Raw genomic sequence first — 16668 nt, forward strand, 5'->3', positions numbered from 1 at the left:
AAGAAGGTCTCCTCCGCTCGATGATTCTTTGACAGGCACGAGAAAGGCTCTTTGCATGCGACGCGCGCTATGCCCCGTGGAGAACATTTATGTCGCCCAGCGAAGCAGGGCGGTCCTGTCCTGTGCCCTGGACGGTCCTGTCGACCCGGTGGCTCTGTCCGCGGCGTTCGAGGCGGTCACGGCGGAGCAGCCACAGCTACGGACGCGCATCGTCCCGGACGGCGACGGCCACGCCCTCGAATTCCTCCCCGAGGCCGAGCGGCCCCGGCTGCGGATACGTACGGGGGGCGAGGAGGAGGCGTACGCGGAGGAGCTCAACACCCCGCTGACAGTGGGTGGTCCGTTGACCCGGGCGGTCCTCGTGACCGACCCCGACGAGGAGCGGCACACCCTGATCCTGAGCGTCGACCACGTCATCGCCGACGGACACAGCGCGGTCGCGCTGCTCAACATGGTCTGGGACCGCTACCGGGAGCTCATCGGCGGCGCCGGGGCCCCGCGTCCGACCATGGCCGGGTTCCCCCCGCCCATCAGCACACTGCTGCCCCACGCGGACGCGGCCGACACGGCGAAGCACCTGGAACAGCGGGTGGAGAAGGTCCGCCGCCACCCGGTCGAACTCGTCCCGTACGACGTCAGGGCGACGGAGGAAGCGCCCGGGGGACCCCACCGCATCGAGATCCAGCGGCTGTTTCTCGACACCGGAGCCACCACGCGGCTGCGCGAGCGGGCCCGCGCGGAAGGCCTGTCCGTGCACGCGCTGATCAGCGCCGCCGTGCTGCTCGCCGCCCGCCGACGCATGGACGGCACGGACCCGCGCGTCCTTGGCTGTCTGTCGCCGGTCGATCTGCGCTCGCGTCTGTCGCCGCAGGTGCCCGCCGAGGTCATGGTCGCCGCGGTCACCATGCACCTGGAGGTCCTGTCCGTCGGCGTGGGTACCGACCTACTGGAGCTGGCGCGTGAGGTCCGCGACGGCCTGCTCCACTTCATCGACCGCGGTGACCACGTCCTGGAGACGAGGATCATGCCGTCGGTGCCCCGGTATCCGACACTCCACCTGGGCACGGTCATCGTCACCAACATGGGGGCCGTGTCGGGCCCGCGCCTGCCGGAAGGCACGCGCGTCACCGACGTACGGCTCGCGCCCGCCCGTGAGCAGTACTTCCCGCAGGCCGGCCGCAGCCCGATCATGGCCTGCGTCGCGACGTTCGACGGCCGTCTCGCCATCGAGTTCCCGCACTACACCGCCTGCTTCAGCCCGCGGTTCATACGCGAGCTGGCCGATGAGGTCCGCACGAGCCTGCTCGCCCTCGCCAAGTCCGAGAAGGAGCCGCACACCGCAGCAGCCACCTCCTGACAGCCGTGGAGCGTGTTGAGGGTCACGGCCGAGGCCGCGCCCCTCAACACGCTCTGTGACGCGAGGTCAGGACAGCTTGATGGCGGGGCGGTAGAGGTCGAGCCAGACGGCCAGGTCGAGGACCCGCTCGATCACGTCACGCCCGTCACGCGTCATGGACTCCGGCTTCCCGCGCACGGCCTCGGTGAGCACCGCCCGGTCGAAGAACTCCACCGCGCGGTGGTCGTCCGACAGAAGGTCGCCCGCCTGGCGCTGCACCTCCGCGAGATAGCTCAGCTCCTGGGTCAGCGGGTAGCTCGCCTTGACCCGGTCCGCCACCGAGGCCGGCAGCGTGTCGCGCACGGCGGCACGCAGCAGGCTCTTCTCCCGGCCGTCGAACGTCTTCATCGACCAGGGAGTGTTGAAGACGTACTGCACCAGCCGGTGGTCGCAGATGGGAACCCGCACCTCCAGGCCGACCGCCATGCTGATCCGGTCCTTGCGGTCCAGCAGCGTGCCGAGCCAGTTGGTCACATGGACGTAGCAGAACTCGCGCATACGGCGCTCGTGCGCGTCCTCGCCGGGCAGGGACGGCACCCGCGCTACCGTGTCGGACCAGCGCTGGGCCAGGAAGCCGGGCAGGTCCAGGGTGTCGAGCGTCAGCTCCCGGTCGTACGTCCTCGCGGGCTGCGCGGCCGTCAGCCAGGGAAACATCGCGGTCTGCTGCACGGCCGGGACGTGGAACCACGGGTAGCCGCCGAACGTCTCGTCGGCGGACTCGCCCGACAGGGCCACCGTCGAATGCTCGCGGATCGCCTTGAACAGCAGGTAGAGGGAGTTGTCGCCCTCGCCGAAGCCGAACGGGACGTCCTGGGCCGCGATCACGGCCCGGCGTACCTCGGGGTCGGCCAGCTTCTGATGGTCGAGCCGGATGTTGCTGTGCAGCGTGCCGACGTGGCCCACGACCTCGCGGGCGAACGGGGCGTCCGGCGAGGTGCGGAACTCGTCCCCGCGGAAGTCGTCCGCCTCCTCGAAGTCGACCGTGAACGTCCTGGCCTGCTGGCCCTCCTCGGCCAGCTTCCGGGCGGCCAGGGCCGTCAGGGCGCTGGAGTCCAGACCGCCGGAGAGCAGCAGGCACAGCGGCACGTCCGCGACGAGCTGCCTGCTGACGCTGTCCTCCAGCAGCTCACGGACCCGGCGTACCGTCGTCTCCGTGTCGTCGTGGTGCTCCTCGACCTCCAGCCGCCAGTAGATCCGCTCGCGCACCCCGCCCCGGTCGACGATCAGCATGGTGCCCGGCTTCACCTCCCGTATGCCCTGCCACGGGGTCCGGCCCGGTTCCTTGACGTAGCCCATCATTTCCCGGAAGCCGTCCGCGTCGACCACGGCCTCCACGGCCGGATGGGCGAGGATCGCCTTGGCCTCCGAACCGAACAGGACGCCGTCCTCGGTCTCGTAGACGTAGAGCGGCTTGATGCCGAGCTGGTCGCGCAGCAGGATCAGGCGGTCCGTGCGGCCGTCCCAGATGCCCAGCGCGAACATGCCGAGAAGATGGTCGGCCACCCGCTCGCCCCACTCCAGGTAGCCGCGCAGGACGACCTCGGTGTCACTGGAGGTGCGGAACGCGTGGCCGCGGCGCCGCAGTTCGTCGCGCAGCTCCCGGAAGTTGTAGGCCTCACCGCTGTACGTCAGCACCACCGGGCCGCCCGGGGTGTCCACCGTCATGGGCTGGACACCGCCCTCCAGGTCGACGACCGACAGCCGTCGATGCCCCAGGGCGGCGTGCGGCGACACCCAGGTGCCCCCGGCGTCCGGGCCGCGGCAGACCATGGTGGCGGTCAGTGCTTCCAGGGTGGGGCGTTCCTTCTCCAGGTCACGCTGGAAGGCGATCCAGCCGACGATCCCACACATGTGCGTCCTCTCCTGATGATGCTTCGTTGGGTGTTGGTCCGGCTCGCGCGGGGTGTCAGCGGCCGGCCGCCATGTGCGCCGGCAGTCCGTCGATGTGGGAGCGGGCGGTCGGCTCCAGGACGACCCGCTTCAGTACGTGCCTGAGGTGGGACCATGGGCGGTTCAGTTCGCCGGCCCACTGCCAGGTGAGCCGGGAGCCGTCGCGGGTGGGCTCCACGACGTAGTCCTCGACGAGGTGCCGGAAGACGTTGCGGGTGCTCGCGACGACGGTGAACGTCTTGCGGTGTCCCTCGTCCCAGCGGTAGAAGCGCTCCCGCATGACGAAGCCTCCGAGCGTCTCGACCTCCCGGGTCGTGCCGACCCCGAACGGCCGGGGAGAGGTCCAGGTCAGCCGCTTCACTCCCTTCGTCCAGTGCGCCGGGCCGCTGTCGTCGGTCAGGGCCGCCCAGGTCTCCTCGGCAGGGTGGGGAACGTCGACTGAGCGCGTCAGGTAGAGGGAGGCGGTGCCGAACAACGAGTCGTCGGCCTCTTCGACCGGGTACCAGCGGGTGGGCATCGGGGGTGGTCCTTCCGGAGGCTGCGGGGGAGGGGGGAGGGGAGGCCGGTGAGGGTCACCGGGGCAGGGAAGCGAGGTGGGTGCGGACCGCGTCGAGCGTGGTCGCGGCGTGCTCGGTGATCATCGTGAAGTGGTCGCCGGGCACGTCCACCTCGACGGGCGCGGGCAGGGCGGGCCAGTGCGCCTGCCAGCCGGAGTCGGGGAACCCGGGTTCCGCCAGCGGCTCGGTCGCCCGGACCTGCAGGGCGGGGACGCCGAGGTCGGCCGGGTGCCAGCCCGCGAAGACCCGGGCGATGCCGCCCATCGCGGTCAGCACGGTGTCGTCCAGGAGGGCGGCGGCGCCTTCGGCGGGGGACTCGGACATCGAGCGGCCGATGTACTCCCCGATGCGCGGCAGTACCGGGCTGCCGGGCGCGTAGCTGTCCAACAGGACCATGGCCGCCGGACGCAGCCCCCGGCGCACCAGTTCCACGGCCACCGCGTTCGCGAGCCAGCCTCCGGCGGAGTGCCCGAGGAGAGCGAAGGGCGTGCTGCCGTCCACGCACCGTTCGACGTCGTCGGCGTGCAGCCGGAGCAGCGCGGCGAGGTCGGCGGGCAGTGGTTCGCCCGCCACGAAGCCGGGCGCGGACAGCACCCACACGTCCCTCTCGCCGCGTGCGCCGGCGGCGAGCCGGGCGTACTGATGGGCGCCGGACCTGCCCGCGAACGACGGGAAGCACACGAGCGCGGGTCCGTCACCGCCGCGCGTCAGACGCACCGGCGCGGGCCGTCGTACCCCCCCGGCCGCGACGTCCTGCGCGTCGAACGTCTCCCGGAACCGGGCCGCGTCCTGCAGGAACGTGGTGAACTCGGCGAAACGGCCGTCCTTCGCGGCTTGCGCGGCGAGCGAGGCGAGGACGCCCGCGCCGGTGGGCTCCGAACCGGATGCCGCGGTCGTGGGGGCGGGGGACTCCCCGGGGTCCTCGTTCCCGGGCGGGGGAAGGAGCGAGGCGGTGACCAGCAGCGTGTGGAGATGGGCGGCGAACCCGTCGAGCGTGGGGTGCTCGAAGAGGGCCGTGGAGGGCAGCCGCACTCCGGTGGCCGTCTGGAGGTGGGCGCGGATCTCCGCGGCCATGACAGACTCGATGCCCAGCTCCGGGAGGCTGGGCGCCGCCTCGACCTCGGTGGTGTCGGCGTGCCCGACGGCCGCGGCGACATGCCGGGCGATCAGGGCGCGCAGGGCGTCCTCACGAGCGTCGGCCGTGAACGGCGCCAGGCGTTCGCGCAGCAGCGCCGCCGCGTCCTCGGCCGACCGCTCCTCGTCCGCGCCGCCGCCCGTCGAGGCCGCTGCCGGGAGCGTGCCTTCCGGCCAGAAACGGCGGCTCCGGAACGCGTACGTAGGGAGGTCGACACACACGCCGGCCGGGACGTCCAGGACGGTGGACCAGTCGACCCGCACCCCGCGCACGTGCAGCCGGGCCAGCGCTTCCACCACGCTCTGCTCCTCCGGGTGGTCGCGCCGCAGCAGCGGCACCGCCTCGACGGCCGGGCCCGGCCGCTCGGCCGCCACGTCCTCGACGAGGGCCGTCAGCGACCCGGCCGCGCCGGCCTCGACCACAGTCGTGACCCCGGCGTCCAGCAGTGCGCCCACGACATCACGGGCACCGGCTTCCTCGCGCAGTCGGCGCACCCAGTACCCGGCCGTGCCCGCCTCCTCGGCGGTTCCGCTCGACAGCAGGGCGATGCGCGGCGGACGGAAGGCCAGCGTGCTCGCCAGCCGGGCGAAGTCCTCCAGGGCACCGTCGGGCGGCGCCGGGCGGGATTCGCCCGACGGCCGCTGCCACGCGCCCTCGCTCTCGCCGGACGCCGCCCGCAGCAGCCGCCCGCGCGCCCCCACCAGCCGGCAGGCGTCCTCGGCCGACAGCACGCCCGCCGCGTACGCGGCCGTCAGCTCGCCGACCGCGTGGCCGCCCAGCACGTCCGGGACCACGTCCCAGGACCGGAGCAGCCAGAAGGACGCGGCGCCGACGGCGAACAGACCGGCCTGGGCGTACCCGGTCTCCTCCAGCATGGCCGCCTCGGGGGTGCCGGCTTCGGCGAACAGCGCCTCCCGCAGCCCGGGCAGGGCCGTGTCGCCATCGGGGTTCAGCTCCCCGTCCAGCGTCTTGCACAGTTCGTCCAGCGCCCGCGTGAAGACCGGGTGCCGTTCGTACAACTCCCGCCCCGCGCGAGGGAAGTGGCCGCCCTCGCCGGGGAAGAGGAAACCGACGCGGCCGGTGGCGGGCGTACCGCGCACCAGGCCGGGGGACGGCGCGCCCGATGACAGGGCCGCGAGACCCGCCTCGAGGGCCGCCCGGTCGGCGCCCACGACCACCGCCCGGTGCGGCAGGGCGGCGCGGGTGAGGGCCAGCGTCCCGGCCACGGCCGCCAGGTCCGTCCCCGGCCGCGCGGACAGGTGCTCGTGCAGGCGCTCCGCCTGCGCCCGCAGGGCCGCCCCGCTGTGTGCCGACAGCAGCCACGGCAGGGGCCTCTGCGCGGTCATGGGCTCCTCGGCCCGCGGTGTCTCCGGTGCCGTCGTGTGCTCCTCGGCCCACGGCGTCCCGTCCTCCTCGGACGGCTGCTCCAGGATCACGTGCGCGTTCGTCCCGCTGATGCCGAACGCCGACACACCGGCGCGGCGCGGACGCCCGGTCTCAGGCCACGGGACCGCCTCGGACAGCAGCTCCACGGCACCCGCGGACCAGTCCACGTGCGGGGTCGGTTCGGTCAGATGGAGCGTGGCCGGCAGGACGCCGTGCTCCATCGCCTTCACCATCTTGATCACGCCCGCCACGCCGGCGGCGGCGGCCGTGTGCCCGATGTTGGACTTCACCGAGCCCACCCGCAGCGGCCGGTCGGCCGGCCGGTCCTGGCCGTAGGTCTCCAGCAGTGCCTGCGCCTCGATGGGGTCGCCGAGCGTGGTGCCGGTGCCGTGCGCCTCCACGGCGTCGACGTCGGCGGGGGCGAGGCGGGCGTTGGCCAGGGCCTGGTGGACGACGCGCTGCTGCGAGGGTCCGTTGGGCGCGGACAGCCCGTTGCTGGCACCGTCCTGGTTGGTGGCGGTGGCCCGGACGACGGCCAGCACGCGGTGCCCCTTGCGCCGGGCGTCCGACAGCCGTTCCAGCAGCACCAGTCCGATGCCCTCACCCCAGCTCGTACCGTCGGCGTCGGCCGAGAACGGCTTGCACCGGCCGTCCGGGGACAGTCCGCGCGTCCGGCTGAAGCCGATGAACGCCTCCGGCGTGGACAGCACGGTGGCCCCACCGGCCAGCGCCAGTTCGCACTCGCCCGAGCGCAGCGACTGCGCCGCCAGGTGCAGTGCCACCAGCGACGACGAGCAGGCGGTGTCCACGGTCACCGCCGGGCCCTCCAGGCCGAAGGTGTACGCGACCCTGCCGGACAGTACGCTCGCCGCGCTGCCCGTCATCAGGAAGGCCTCGACGCCCTGCCGCGCGGCCGTCCCCGCCATCAGCTGCGGATAGTCCTGTCCGCTGATGCCCGCGAAGACGCCGGTACGGCTGCCGCGCAGGGTGGTCGGGTCGATGCCGGCGCGTTCGAACAGCTCCCAGGAGGTCTCCAGGAGCAGCCGCTGCTGCGGGTCCATGGCGAGGGCCTCGCGCGGGCTGATGCCGAAGAACGCCGCGTCGAAGCGGTCGGCGTCGTCGATGAAGCCGCCCTCGCGGGTGTACGTGTGGCCGACGCGCTCCGGGTCGGGGTCGTAGACCGCCTCCACGTCCCAGCCGCGGTCCTTGGGGAACAACGAGATCGCGTCGGTGCCGTCCGCGACCAGCCGCCACAAGTCCTCCGGCCCACGAACGCCCCCTGGGAAGCGACAGGCCATCGAGACGATCGCGATCGGGTCGTCGTCCGCCGCCGTGTCGGCCCGGGCCACCGGAGCCCGGTCGCGGGTGCCGGAGAGCCGGTCGAGCAGATGCCCGGCGAGGGCCTCGGGCGTCGGGTAGTCGAAGACCACGGATGCCGACAGCCGGGTGCCGGTCGCGGCGCGCAGCCGGTTGCGCAGTTCCACGGCGGTCATCGAGGCGTAGCCGAGGTCGTTGAAGGTGCGGTCGGGCGCGACGGGGGTATCGAGGCCCAGCACGGCCGTGGCCTGGTCCACCACCAGGTCCAGCACCGACTGCCGCCGCTCGGCCTCGGGCAGTGCGGCCAGCCGGCGCGCCAGGTCCATGCCCTCGGCGTCGCCCGCGGACTCCTTGCCGGCGCCCGCCGACGCGAACGCGGGAACGGCGCCCAGATGGGCGGGGACGGTGTCCGCCGGCCGGGCGTCCACCCAGTAGCGCTTGCGCTGGAAGGGATAGGCCGGCAGGTCCAGCACCCGGCCGGGCGGTGTCGTGAAGCCGCTCCAGTCGACGGGGAGGCCATGGGCGTGGGCCTGGGCGGCGGAGGTGAGGACACGGGGCCAGCCGCCCTCGTCGCGGCGGAGGGTGCCGGTGACGAAGACGTCGCGCTCCGCCTCCTCGGCGTTGGCCTCCAGGGCGAGGGTGAGGACGGGGTGGGGGCTGCACTCGATGAACGCCGTGTGGCCTTCGGCGAACGCGGTGCGGACCGCGTCGATCAGGCGGACGGGCTGGCGCAGGTTGCCGTACCAGTAGTCGGCGTCGAGCCGGGCCGTGTCGATGAGTCCGCCGGTGACCGTCGAGTAGAACGGCACCGCGCTCGAACGGGGCGTGACGCCCGACAGGGCCCGGACGAGCTCGTCCTTGACGGGCTCGACATACGGGGAGTGCGAGGCGTAGTCGGCGTCGACGCGGCGGACGCGGATCTCCTTCTCCTCACAGAGCGCGACGAGTTCGTCGAGGTCCTGCGGCTCTCCGGCGACGACGGTGGCCGCGGGGCCGTTGAGGACGGCGACGGACATACGCCCCTGCCAGGGCGCGATCAGCTCCTCGGCCCGCTCCTCGGACACCGCCAGGGAGACCAGACCACCCCGTCCGGAGCAGGCGAGCAGAACCTGGCTGCGCAGGGAGACGATCCTGGCGGCGTCCTCCAGGGGGAGGGCGCCGGCGACGACGGCCGCCGCGATCTCGCCCTGGGAGTGGCCGATGACGGCGGCGGGCTCGATGCCGAGGGAGCGCCACAGGGCAGCGAGGGAGACCATCACCGAGAACAGGGCGGGCTGCACGACGTCGGAGCGGGAGATCCGCTCCTCGCCGCACAACAACTCGGTGAGGGACCAGTCGACGTACGGGGCGAGGGCGGCCTCGCAGTCGGCGATCGACCGGGCGAAAATTGCGGAGGTCTTCAGGAGTTCGGTGGCCATGCCGACCCACTGCGAGCCCTGACCAGGGAAGACGAACACCGGACGCTCGTACACGCCCTGCCCGGTGATGACGCCGGGATCCGCGGCACCGGCGGCCAGGGCGTCGAGCCCGGACCGGAGTTCGTCCCGGTCGGTGCCGAGGACCACCGCGCGGTGGTCGAGGCCGGCTCGCTGGGTGAGGAGGGCGTGGGCGACCTCGCGTACGTCCGGAAGGTCGTCCAGGCGCGCGGCCAGGCGCTCGGCCTGGGCGCGGAGCGCGGCCGTGTCGCGTGCGGAGAGGGCGAGCGGGACGACGGGCGCGACGGGCGCGCTGGACGGAGCGGGCTCGTCCGCCGGCTCCGGGTCCTCGGCGGGAGCCTGTTCCAGCACCACGTGCGCGTTGGTGCCGCTGACGCCGAAGGAGGAGACAGCGGCGCGGCGGGGCCGGCCCGTGGCCGGCCACTCACGCTGCTCGGTGAGCAGTTCCACCTTGCCCGCCGACCAGTCCACGTGCGGGGTGGGCGCGTCGACATGGAGGGTCCTCGGCAGGATGCCATGGCGTATCGCCATGATCATCTTGATCACTCCGCCGACCCCCGCGGCAGCCTGCGTGTGCCCGACGTTGGACTTGAACGAGCCCAGCCACAAAGGCTCCTCGCGGTCCTGGCCGTACGTCGCGAGCAGCGCCTGTGCCTCGATCGGGTCGCCGAGCGTGGTGCCCGTGCCGTGCGCCTCCACCACGTCCACATCGGCGGTGGTGAGGCGGGCGTCTGCGAGGGCCTGCCGGATGACGCGCTGCTGGGAGGGGCCGCTGGGGGCGGTCAGGCCGTTGGAGGCGCCGTCCTGGTTGACGGCGCTGCCGCGCACCACGGCCAGTACCCGGTGGCCGTTGCGTCGCGCGTCCGACAGCCGTTCCAGCACGAGGACACCGGCGCCCTCACTGAAGCCCGTACCGTCCGCGGCGGCGGCGAAGGCCTTGCAGCGGCCGTCGGACGCCACACCGCGCTGGCGGGCCGTCGCGGTGAACATGCCGGGTTCCGCCATCACGGTCGCTCCCCCGGCCAGCGCCAGTTCGCTCTCGCCGCGCCGCAGCGACTGCACGGCCACGTGGAGGGCGGCCAGCGACGCCGAGCACGCCGTGTCGACGGTGAGTGCCGGGCCCTCCAGTCCGAAGAAGTACGACAGCCGTCCCGACAGGACGCTCGCGGCGAGGCCGCCGATCAGATAGCCCTCCAGCTCGGGGGTGCGCCGCACGAGCGCCGCGTAGTCCTGCTGACCGGTACCCATGAACACGCCCGTGCGGCTGCCCCGCAGCGTCGTCGGGTCGATGCCCGCGTACTCGAACGCCTCCCACGCGGTCTCCAGCAGCAGCCGCTGCTGCGGGTCCATGGCGACGGCCTCGCGCGGGGCGATGTCGAAGAAACCGGCGTCGAAGTGGCCGGCCTCGTCGAGGAACCCGCCCTCGCGGTTGTACGTCGTCCCCGGCACATCCGGGTCGGGATCGTACAGCGACTCCAGGTCCCAGCCCCGGTCGGTCGGGAACGGCGCGATCGCGTCCCGGCCCTCCAGGACCATCCGCCACAGCCCGTCCGCCGACTCGACGCCGCCGGGATACCGGCACGCCATGCCGACGACGGCGATCGGCTCGCCCTCGACGGACTCCAGCTCCGTGAGGCGCACACGGGTCTGCTGGAGGTCGGTCGTCACCTTTTTGAGGAAGTAGCGGAGCTTGTCCTCGGTGGTCTCGCTGTGCGCCACTGCGCCGTCCTCTCTGTTCCGCACGGGTCAGGAGATCCCGAGTTCGTTGGTGATGAAGGCGAAGACCTCGTCGTCGTCGGCCGTGTCGAGGGGCGACGCCGCCTCCTCCGGTGGTGTCTGGGCGGTCGCCGCCGGTCGCGGGCCCCAGCCGGCGACCATCGCGTGCAGCCGCGCGGCGACCCGGGCGCGGTCGGGGTGATCGGCCGCGAGGCCGGCCAGCGAACGCTCCAGCCGGTCGAGTTCGGCCAGCACCGGCTCGGCCGACGGGACGTCGTCCCGCGGCAGCGCGCCGTCCACGTACCGGGCGAGAGCCTGTGCCGTCGGATGGTCGAAGACAAGGGTCGCGGGCAGCCGCAGCCCGGTGACGGCCCCCAGGCGGTTGCGCAGCTCCACGGCCGTCAGTGAGTCGAATCCCAGGTCGCTGAAGGCGCGCCCCGGTGCGACGGAGGAGCCGTCGGTGTGCCCGAGTACTTCGGCGACCGTGCGACGCACCACATCGAGCAGGATCCGCTCCCGCTCCTCCGGCTCGACTCCGACGAGCCGCCGCCGCAGTTCACCCGAGGCGTCCTCCCGTGCCGACGCCCCGGCCGCTGCCGCCGGGGCCGCCGAGCGCACCAGCCCGCGCAGCAGCGCGGGAACGGAGTCCCCCGCGCCGCGCAGCGCGGCCGTGTCGAGGCGGACCGGCAGCAGCGTGCGCGGTGTCCGCTCCCCCTGTGTCCGGCCCCCGGAGTCCGGGGCCCTCAGAAGCGTGTCGAACAGAGCCAGTCCTTCCTCGGGGGCCAGCGGGAGAACGCCGGAGCGCCGCATGCGCCGCGCGGCCGTGTCGTCCAGCCGGGCCGCCATGCCCGCGTCCCACGCGCCCCAGGCCAGCGAGAGCGCCGGCAGCCGCAGTGCGGCGCGATGCTGGGCGAGGGCGTCGAGGAAGGCGTTGGCCGCCGCGTAGGAACTCTGGGCCGGGGCGCCGAGCGTGGCCGTTGCGGAGGAGAACAGGACGAACGCGGCCAGATCCATGTCCCGGGTCAGTTCGTGCAGATGCCAGGCCGCGTCGAGCTTCGGGCGCAGGACGGCGTCCACGACTTCCGGGGCCGGTGCGTCCAGCACGCCGTCGTCGACGACACCCGCCGCGTGGATCACCCCCGTCAGCGGGTGCGTGGCGGGAATCCGGGCCAGTACGGCCGACAGCGCGTCACGGTCGGCCGCGTCACACGCCTCCACGGTCACGTCCGCGCCCAGGGCGCCCAGCGCGTGGGCCAGTTCCCGGGCAGCGGCGGACCGCGACCCGCCGCGGCTCAGCAGGACCAGCCTGCGCACACCGTGCTCCGTCACGAGACGGCGGGCGACGAGGCGGCCGAGGGCGCCCGTTCCGCCCGTGACGAGAACCGTGCCCTCGGGCCCGAGTCCCGCGACCGGCGCCCGGCCCCCCGAGGCCGACGCTCGGGTGCGCACCAGCCGGGGCGTCAGCAACATGCCTTTGCGCAGCGCGAGTTGAGGTTCGCTGATACCGAGCGCCGCGCGCCACAGGCCCCCGTCCCCCGCTGTGGCCTCGTCCACGTCCCACAGCACGAACCGGTCGGGATGCTCGGCCTGGGCGGCCCGTGCGAGCCCCCACACCAGAGCCTGCCGCAGTCCGCGTACCTCGGCGTGGGCGTCGACGGCCACCGCGTCCCGGGTCACGACGACCAGCTGTGCCCCGGCGAGCCGTTCGTCCGCCGCCCAGTCGACGAGCACGGACCGCACCGCACGCTCGACGGCCCGAGCGGCCGCCGGGACGTCCGCGCCGGAGGGCACCGACGCCGCGCAGTCCCACACCACCGCGCCGGGCACCGGCCGGCCGGCCCCCACGGCCGCCCCCAGCGCCGCCACATCGGCGAACGTCTCGTCGGCCAGGCCGTCCGGCAGCGTGCCGCCGCCCACGGCGACGACATCCCGGACCACCCCGGCGCCGGAGGCGGCCCGCGGCTCCCATTCGACGTGAAAGAGGGTGTCCGGGTGCCGGTGTCGGGAGGCGGCCCCCAACTGCTCGGCGGAGACCGGCCGGATCCGCAGCGACTCCACCGAGGCCACCGGTGCCCCGTCCGCGTCCGCCACCAGCACCGCCAGCGCGTCATCGCCGACCGGCGACAGATGCACCCGCAAGGCCGTGGCGCGGGCGCGGTGCAGCCGTACACCCTGCCAGGCGAACGGCAGCCGCACCTGTTCGCCGGGGGTGCCGACCAGGGCCGTGTGCAGGGCGGCGTCCAGCAGCGCGGGGTGTACGCCGTAGCGGGCCGCCTCCGCCCGGAAGGGTTCCGGGAGCTCCACCTCGCCGAAGAGGTCATGGCCCGAGCGCCACAGCGTGCGCAGACCCCGGAAGGACGTCCCGTACGTGAAGCCGTCCAGGGCGACCGCGTCGTAGAAGCCGGTGAGGTCCACCGGCACGGCACCGGCTGGCGGCCACGCGCCCGTCGGACCGCTGTCGGCGGGAGCCTCGGCGTCGGCGGCCGACAGCACACCCTCGGCGTGGCGCGTCCAGGGCAGCGCGGCGGCCTCGCCCTCCGCGGGCGCCGGCCGGGAGACCAGGGTGAACCGTCGGCGTCCGCCGCCGTCGTCCGGTCCGACGGTGAGGCGGATGTGGACGGAGTCGTCCTCGCCGAGGATCAGCGGGCTCTCCTGGACCAGCTCCTCCACGATGCCGCAGCCGGTCAACCGGCCCGCGTGCAGGGCGAGTTCGAGGTACGCGGTGCCCGGGACCACGGTCGAGCCCAGTACCACGTGGTCGGCCAGCCAGCCCTGAGCACGGGAGGACAGCCGACCGGTGAGGACCAGTCCGCCGCCGTCCTCCGTGGTGAGCGCGGCACCGAGCAGCGGGTGCCCGGCCGGGTCCAGCCCCAGATCGCCCGGCTCGACCGGCGGGGCCTCGACGGCGGAGAGCCAGTAGTGCTCGCCCTGGAAGGCGTACGTCGGCAACTCAAGCGGCAGGCGCCGCCCGGACCCGGACCCGGCCCCGGCCCCGGCGGCCGTGAGGTGGGCCCGCCAGTCCACCGTGACACCCCGGACATGTGCCTCGGCCACGGCGGTGAGGACCGTGCGGGCCTCGGAGCGGTTGCGGCGCAGCAGCGGCACCGCGAGGACCTCGGAGCGCTCCTTTTCGGGCAGCGAGGCGGCGGCTATCTCGCGGGTCATCGCGGACAGCACCCCGTCCGGCCCCAGCTCCAGGAAGGTACGCACCCGCAGGCCCAGGAGCGTGCGCACACCGTCGTGGAAGCGCACCGCCTGGCGCACGTGCCGCACCCAGTAGTCGGCGGAGCGGATCTCCTCGGCCGTGACCGGGCGGCCGGTGACGTTGGAGACGACGGGGATGAGGGGTTCGCGCAGGTCCAGCGACGACAGGACCGCGCGGAAGGCGTCCAGCATGCCGTCCATGCGCGGCGAGTGGAACGCGTGGCTGACGGCCAGCTCCTTCGTCCGCCGCCCCCGGCCGCGCAGTGTCCCGGCCACCGCGCGCACCACGTCCTCGTCACCCGACACGACCACGGAGGCCGGCCCGTTGACCGCGGCGACGCCCGCCAGACCGGTGTGGCCCGCTAGCAGTTCGACGACCTCGTCCTCAGTGGCCTGGACGGCTGCCATCAGCCCCCCGGACGGCAGCTCCTGCATGAGCCGGCCGCGTGCCGCCACCGCGACGACCGCGTCCTCCAGCGAGAAGACGCCCGCCACATGCGCGGCGGCCAGCTCACCGACGGAGTGCCCCAGCAGCTGGTCGGGGCGCAGCCCCCAGCACTCGACCAGCCGGTACAGGCTCACCTCGATCGCGAACAACGCCGCCTGCGTCCACTGCGTACGGTCCAACAGCGCCGCCCGCTCCGATCCCTCGTCGGCGAACAGCACCTCGCGCAGCGGCAGGTCCGCCCGCTCGGCGAAGAACGCGCAGATCGAGTCCAGGGACTCGGCGAACACCGGCTCGGCGGCGTACAACTCCCTTCCCATGGCGGCCCGTTGCGCGCCCTGGCCGGTGAACAGGAATGCCAGGCCCGCGCCCTGCGCCGCCGTGCCGGTGACGATCCTGCCGGGCTCGGCCGGCGCCGCGCCGCGCAGCGCGTCCAGCCCGGCGAGCAGCTCGTCCCGGCCGGTACCGACGATCACGGCCCGGTGGTCGAGGCTCGCCCGCTGGACGGCCAGCGGCAGGGCGAGCGCGGCCGGATCGAGGTCCGGGTGCGCGACGACCGTCTCGCGCAGCCGCTCGGCCTGGGCACGCAGGGCTCGCGGGTCGGCGGCGGACAACTGCCAGGGAACGAGCGCCGGAACCCCGGGCCGGGCCTCCTCGCCGGACGCGCCCTGCCCGTCGGTCTCTGCGCCGGAACGGCCCTGCCTGTCGACGACCTCCCCGGCGTACTCCTCGGCCTCCTCCAGGATGACGTGCGCGTTGGTGCCGCTGATCCCGAAGGACGACACCGCCGCGCGACGAGGCCGGCCGGTGGACGGCCACTCCCGCCGCTCGGACAGCAGCCGCACCGACCCGCTCTCCCAGTCGACGTGCGGGGTCGGCTCGTCCACGTGCAGGGTCGCGGGCAGGACGCCGTGCCGCATCGCCAGCACGGTCTTGATGACCCCGGCGACACCGGCCGCGTGCGAGGTGTGCCCGATGTTGGACTTCGCCGAGCCCAGCCACAGCGGCTCCGCCCGGTCCTTCCCGTACGTGGCGAGCAGCGCCTGCGCCTCGATCGGGTCGCCCAGCCTCGTGCCGGTGCCGTGCCCCTCCACCGCGTCCACGTCGGCCGGGGTGAGGCGCGCGTCGGCGAGGGCCGCCCGGATCACGCGTTGCTGGGAGGGGCCGCTGGGGGCGGTCAGGCCGTTGGAGGCGCCGTCCTGGTTGACGGCGCTGCCGCGCATCACGGCCAGCACCCGGTGCCCGTTCCGCCGTGCGTCCGACAGCCGCTCAACCAGCAGCACCCCGACGCCCTCGCCCCAGCTCGTGCCGTCGGCGGCTGCGGCGAACGCCTTGATACGGCCGTCGGGCGCGAGCCCGCGCTGCCTGCTGAACTCGACGAACAGGAAGGGGCTCGCCATCACCGACGCACCGCCCACCAGCGCCAGCTCGCACTCGCCGTCCCGCAGCGACCGCGCCGCCAGATGCAGTGCGACCAGGGACGCCGAGCACGCCGTGTCGACGGTGATCGCCGGCCCCTCCAGCCCGAAGGTGTACGCCAGCCGGCCGGAGGCGACGCTGGTCGTGGTGCCGGTCAGCACATAGCCCTCGGTGCCCTCCGACGCGCTTGCCGTCCCGGGGCCGTAGCCGAGCTGCGCAGCACCGACGAACACCCCCGTGCAGCTGCCGCGCAGGGACGTCGAGTCGATGCCGGCCCGCTCGAAGGCCTCCCAGGAGGTCTCCAGCAGCAGCCGCTGCTGCGGGTCCATGGCGAGGGCCTCACGCGGGCTGATCCCGAAGAACCCGGCGTCGAACCGGCCGGCGTCCCGCAGGAACCCGCCGTGGCGCCCGTAGCTGCGGCCCGGCCGGTCGGGGTCCGGGTCGTACAGCGACTCGACGTCCCAACCGCGGTCGGACGGGAACGGCGTGATCGCGTCCCGCCCCTCGGCCAGCAGTCGCCAGTAGTCCTCGGGCGAGCGCACGCCGCCCGGGAAGCGGCAGCTCATGGCGACGACGGCGATCGGCTCGTGGCGGGCCTCCACCAGTTGCCGGTTCTGCTGCTGGAGGCGCTGGTTCTCTTTCAGGGCGTGGCGCAGCGCCTCCGTCATCCGCTCGGCGCGGTCGCCGCCCCGGTCGCTCGTCCCGGCCCCGTCCTCGGACCGCGTGCCCGCCATGTCCTGCGTGTCGTGCGTCACGGGGTTTCCTTC

General features: G+C 73.9%; 5 protein-coding genes. 1 reads left to right on the forward strand and 4 read right to left on the reverse strand.

From position 1 onward, the window contains the following. The first annotated feature begins 55 nt into the window (after nucleotides 1–55). Nucleotides 56–1357 (forward strand): condensation domain-containing protein, encoded by a 1302-nt coding sequence (locus ACIRP7_RS34590; RefSeq protein WP_403667538.1) that lies wholly within the window; start codon nucleotides 56–58, stop codon nucleotides 1355–1357. 66 nt (nucleotides 1358–1423) lie between these two features. On the opposite strand, the gene asnB is transcribed toward ACIRP7_RS34590, so the two are convergent. Genes asnB through ACIRP7_RS34610 form a run of 4 tightly spaced genes read right to left on the reverse strand, consistent with a single transcriptional unit; the run spans nucleotide 1424 to nucleotide 16635 of the window. After that, nucleotides 1424–3247 (reverse strand): asparagine synthase (glutamine-hydrolyzing), encoded by a 1824-nt coding sequence (gene asnB, locus ACIRP7_RS34595; protein ID WP_403667541.1) that lies wholly within the window; start codon nucleotides 3245–3247, stop codon nucleotides 1424–1426. A gap of 55 nt (nucleotides 3248–3302) precedes the next feature. Next, nucleotides 3303–3803 carry an SRPBCC family protein gene (locus ACIRP7_RS34600; protein ID WP_403667543.1) on the reverse strand — a complete coding sequence of 167 codons (501 nt, stop codon included), beginning with the start codon at nucleotides 3801–3803 and terminating at the stop codon, nucleotides 3303–3305. A 55-nt stretch (nucleotides 3804–3858) separates the two neighbouring features. Further along, nucleotides 3859–10836 carry a type I polyketide synthase gene (locus tag ACIRP7_RS34605; protein ID WP_403667546.1) on the reverse strand — a complete coding sequence of 2326 codons (6978 nt, stop codon included), beginning with the start codon at nucleotides 10834–10836 and terminating at the stop codon, nucleotides 3859–3861. Nucleotides 10837–10863: 27 nt separating this feature from the next. After that, the gene (locus ACIRP7_RS34610) at nucleotides 10864–16635 is read right to left on the reverse strand and encodes an SDR family NAD(P)-dependent oxidoreductase (protein ID WP_403667758.1); all 5772 of its coding nucleotides are present in this window, start codon (nucleotides 16633–16635) and stop codon (nucleotides 10864–10866) included. Nucleotides 16636–16668: the final 33 nt, after the last annotated feature.

This window comes from Streptomyces sp. NPDC102270 (assembly GCF_044766405.1).
In the GTDB taxonomy this organism is placed as follows: Bacteria; Actinomycetota; Actinomycetes; order Streptomycetales; family Streptomycetaceae; genus Streptomyces.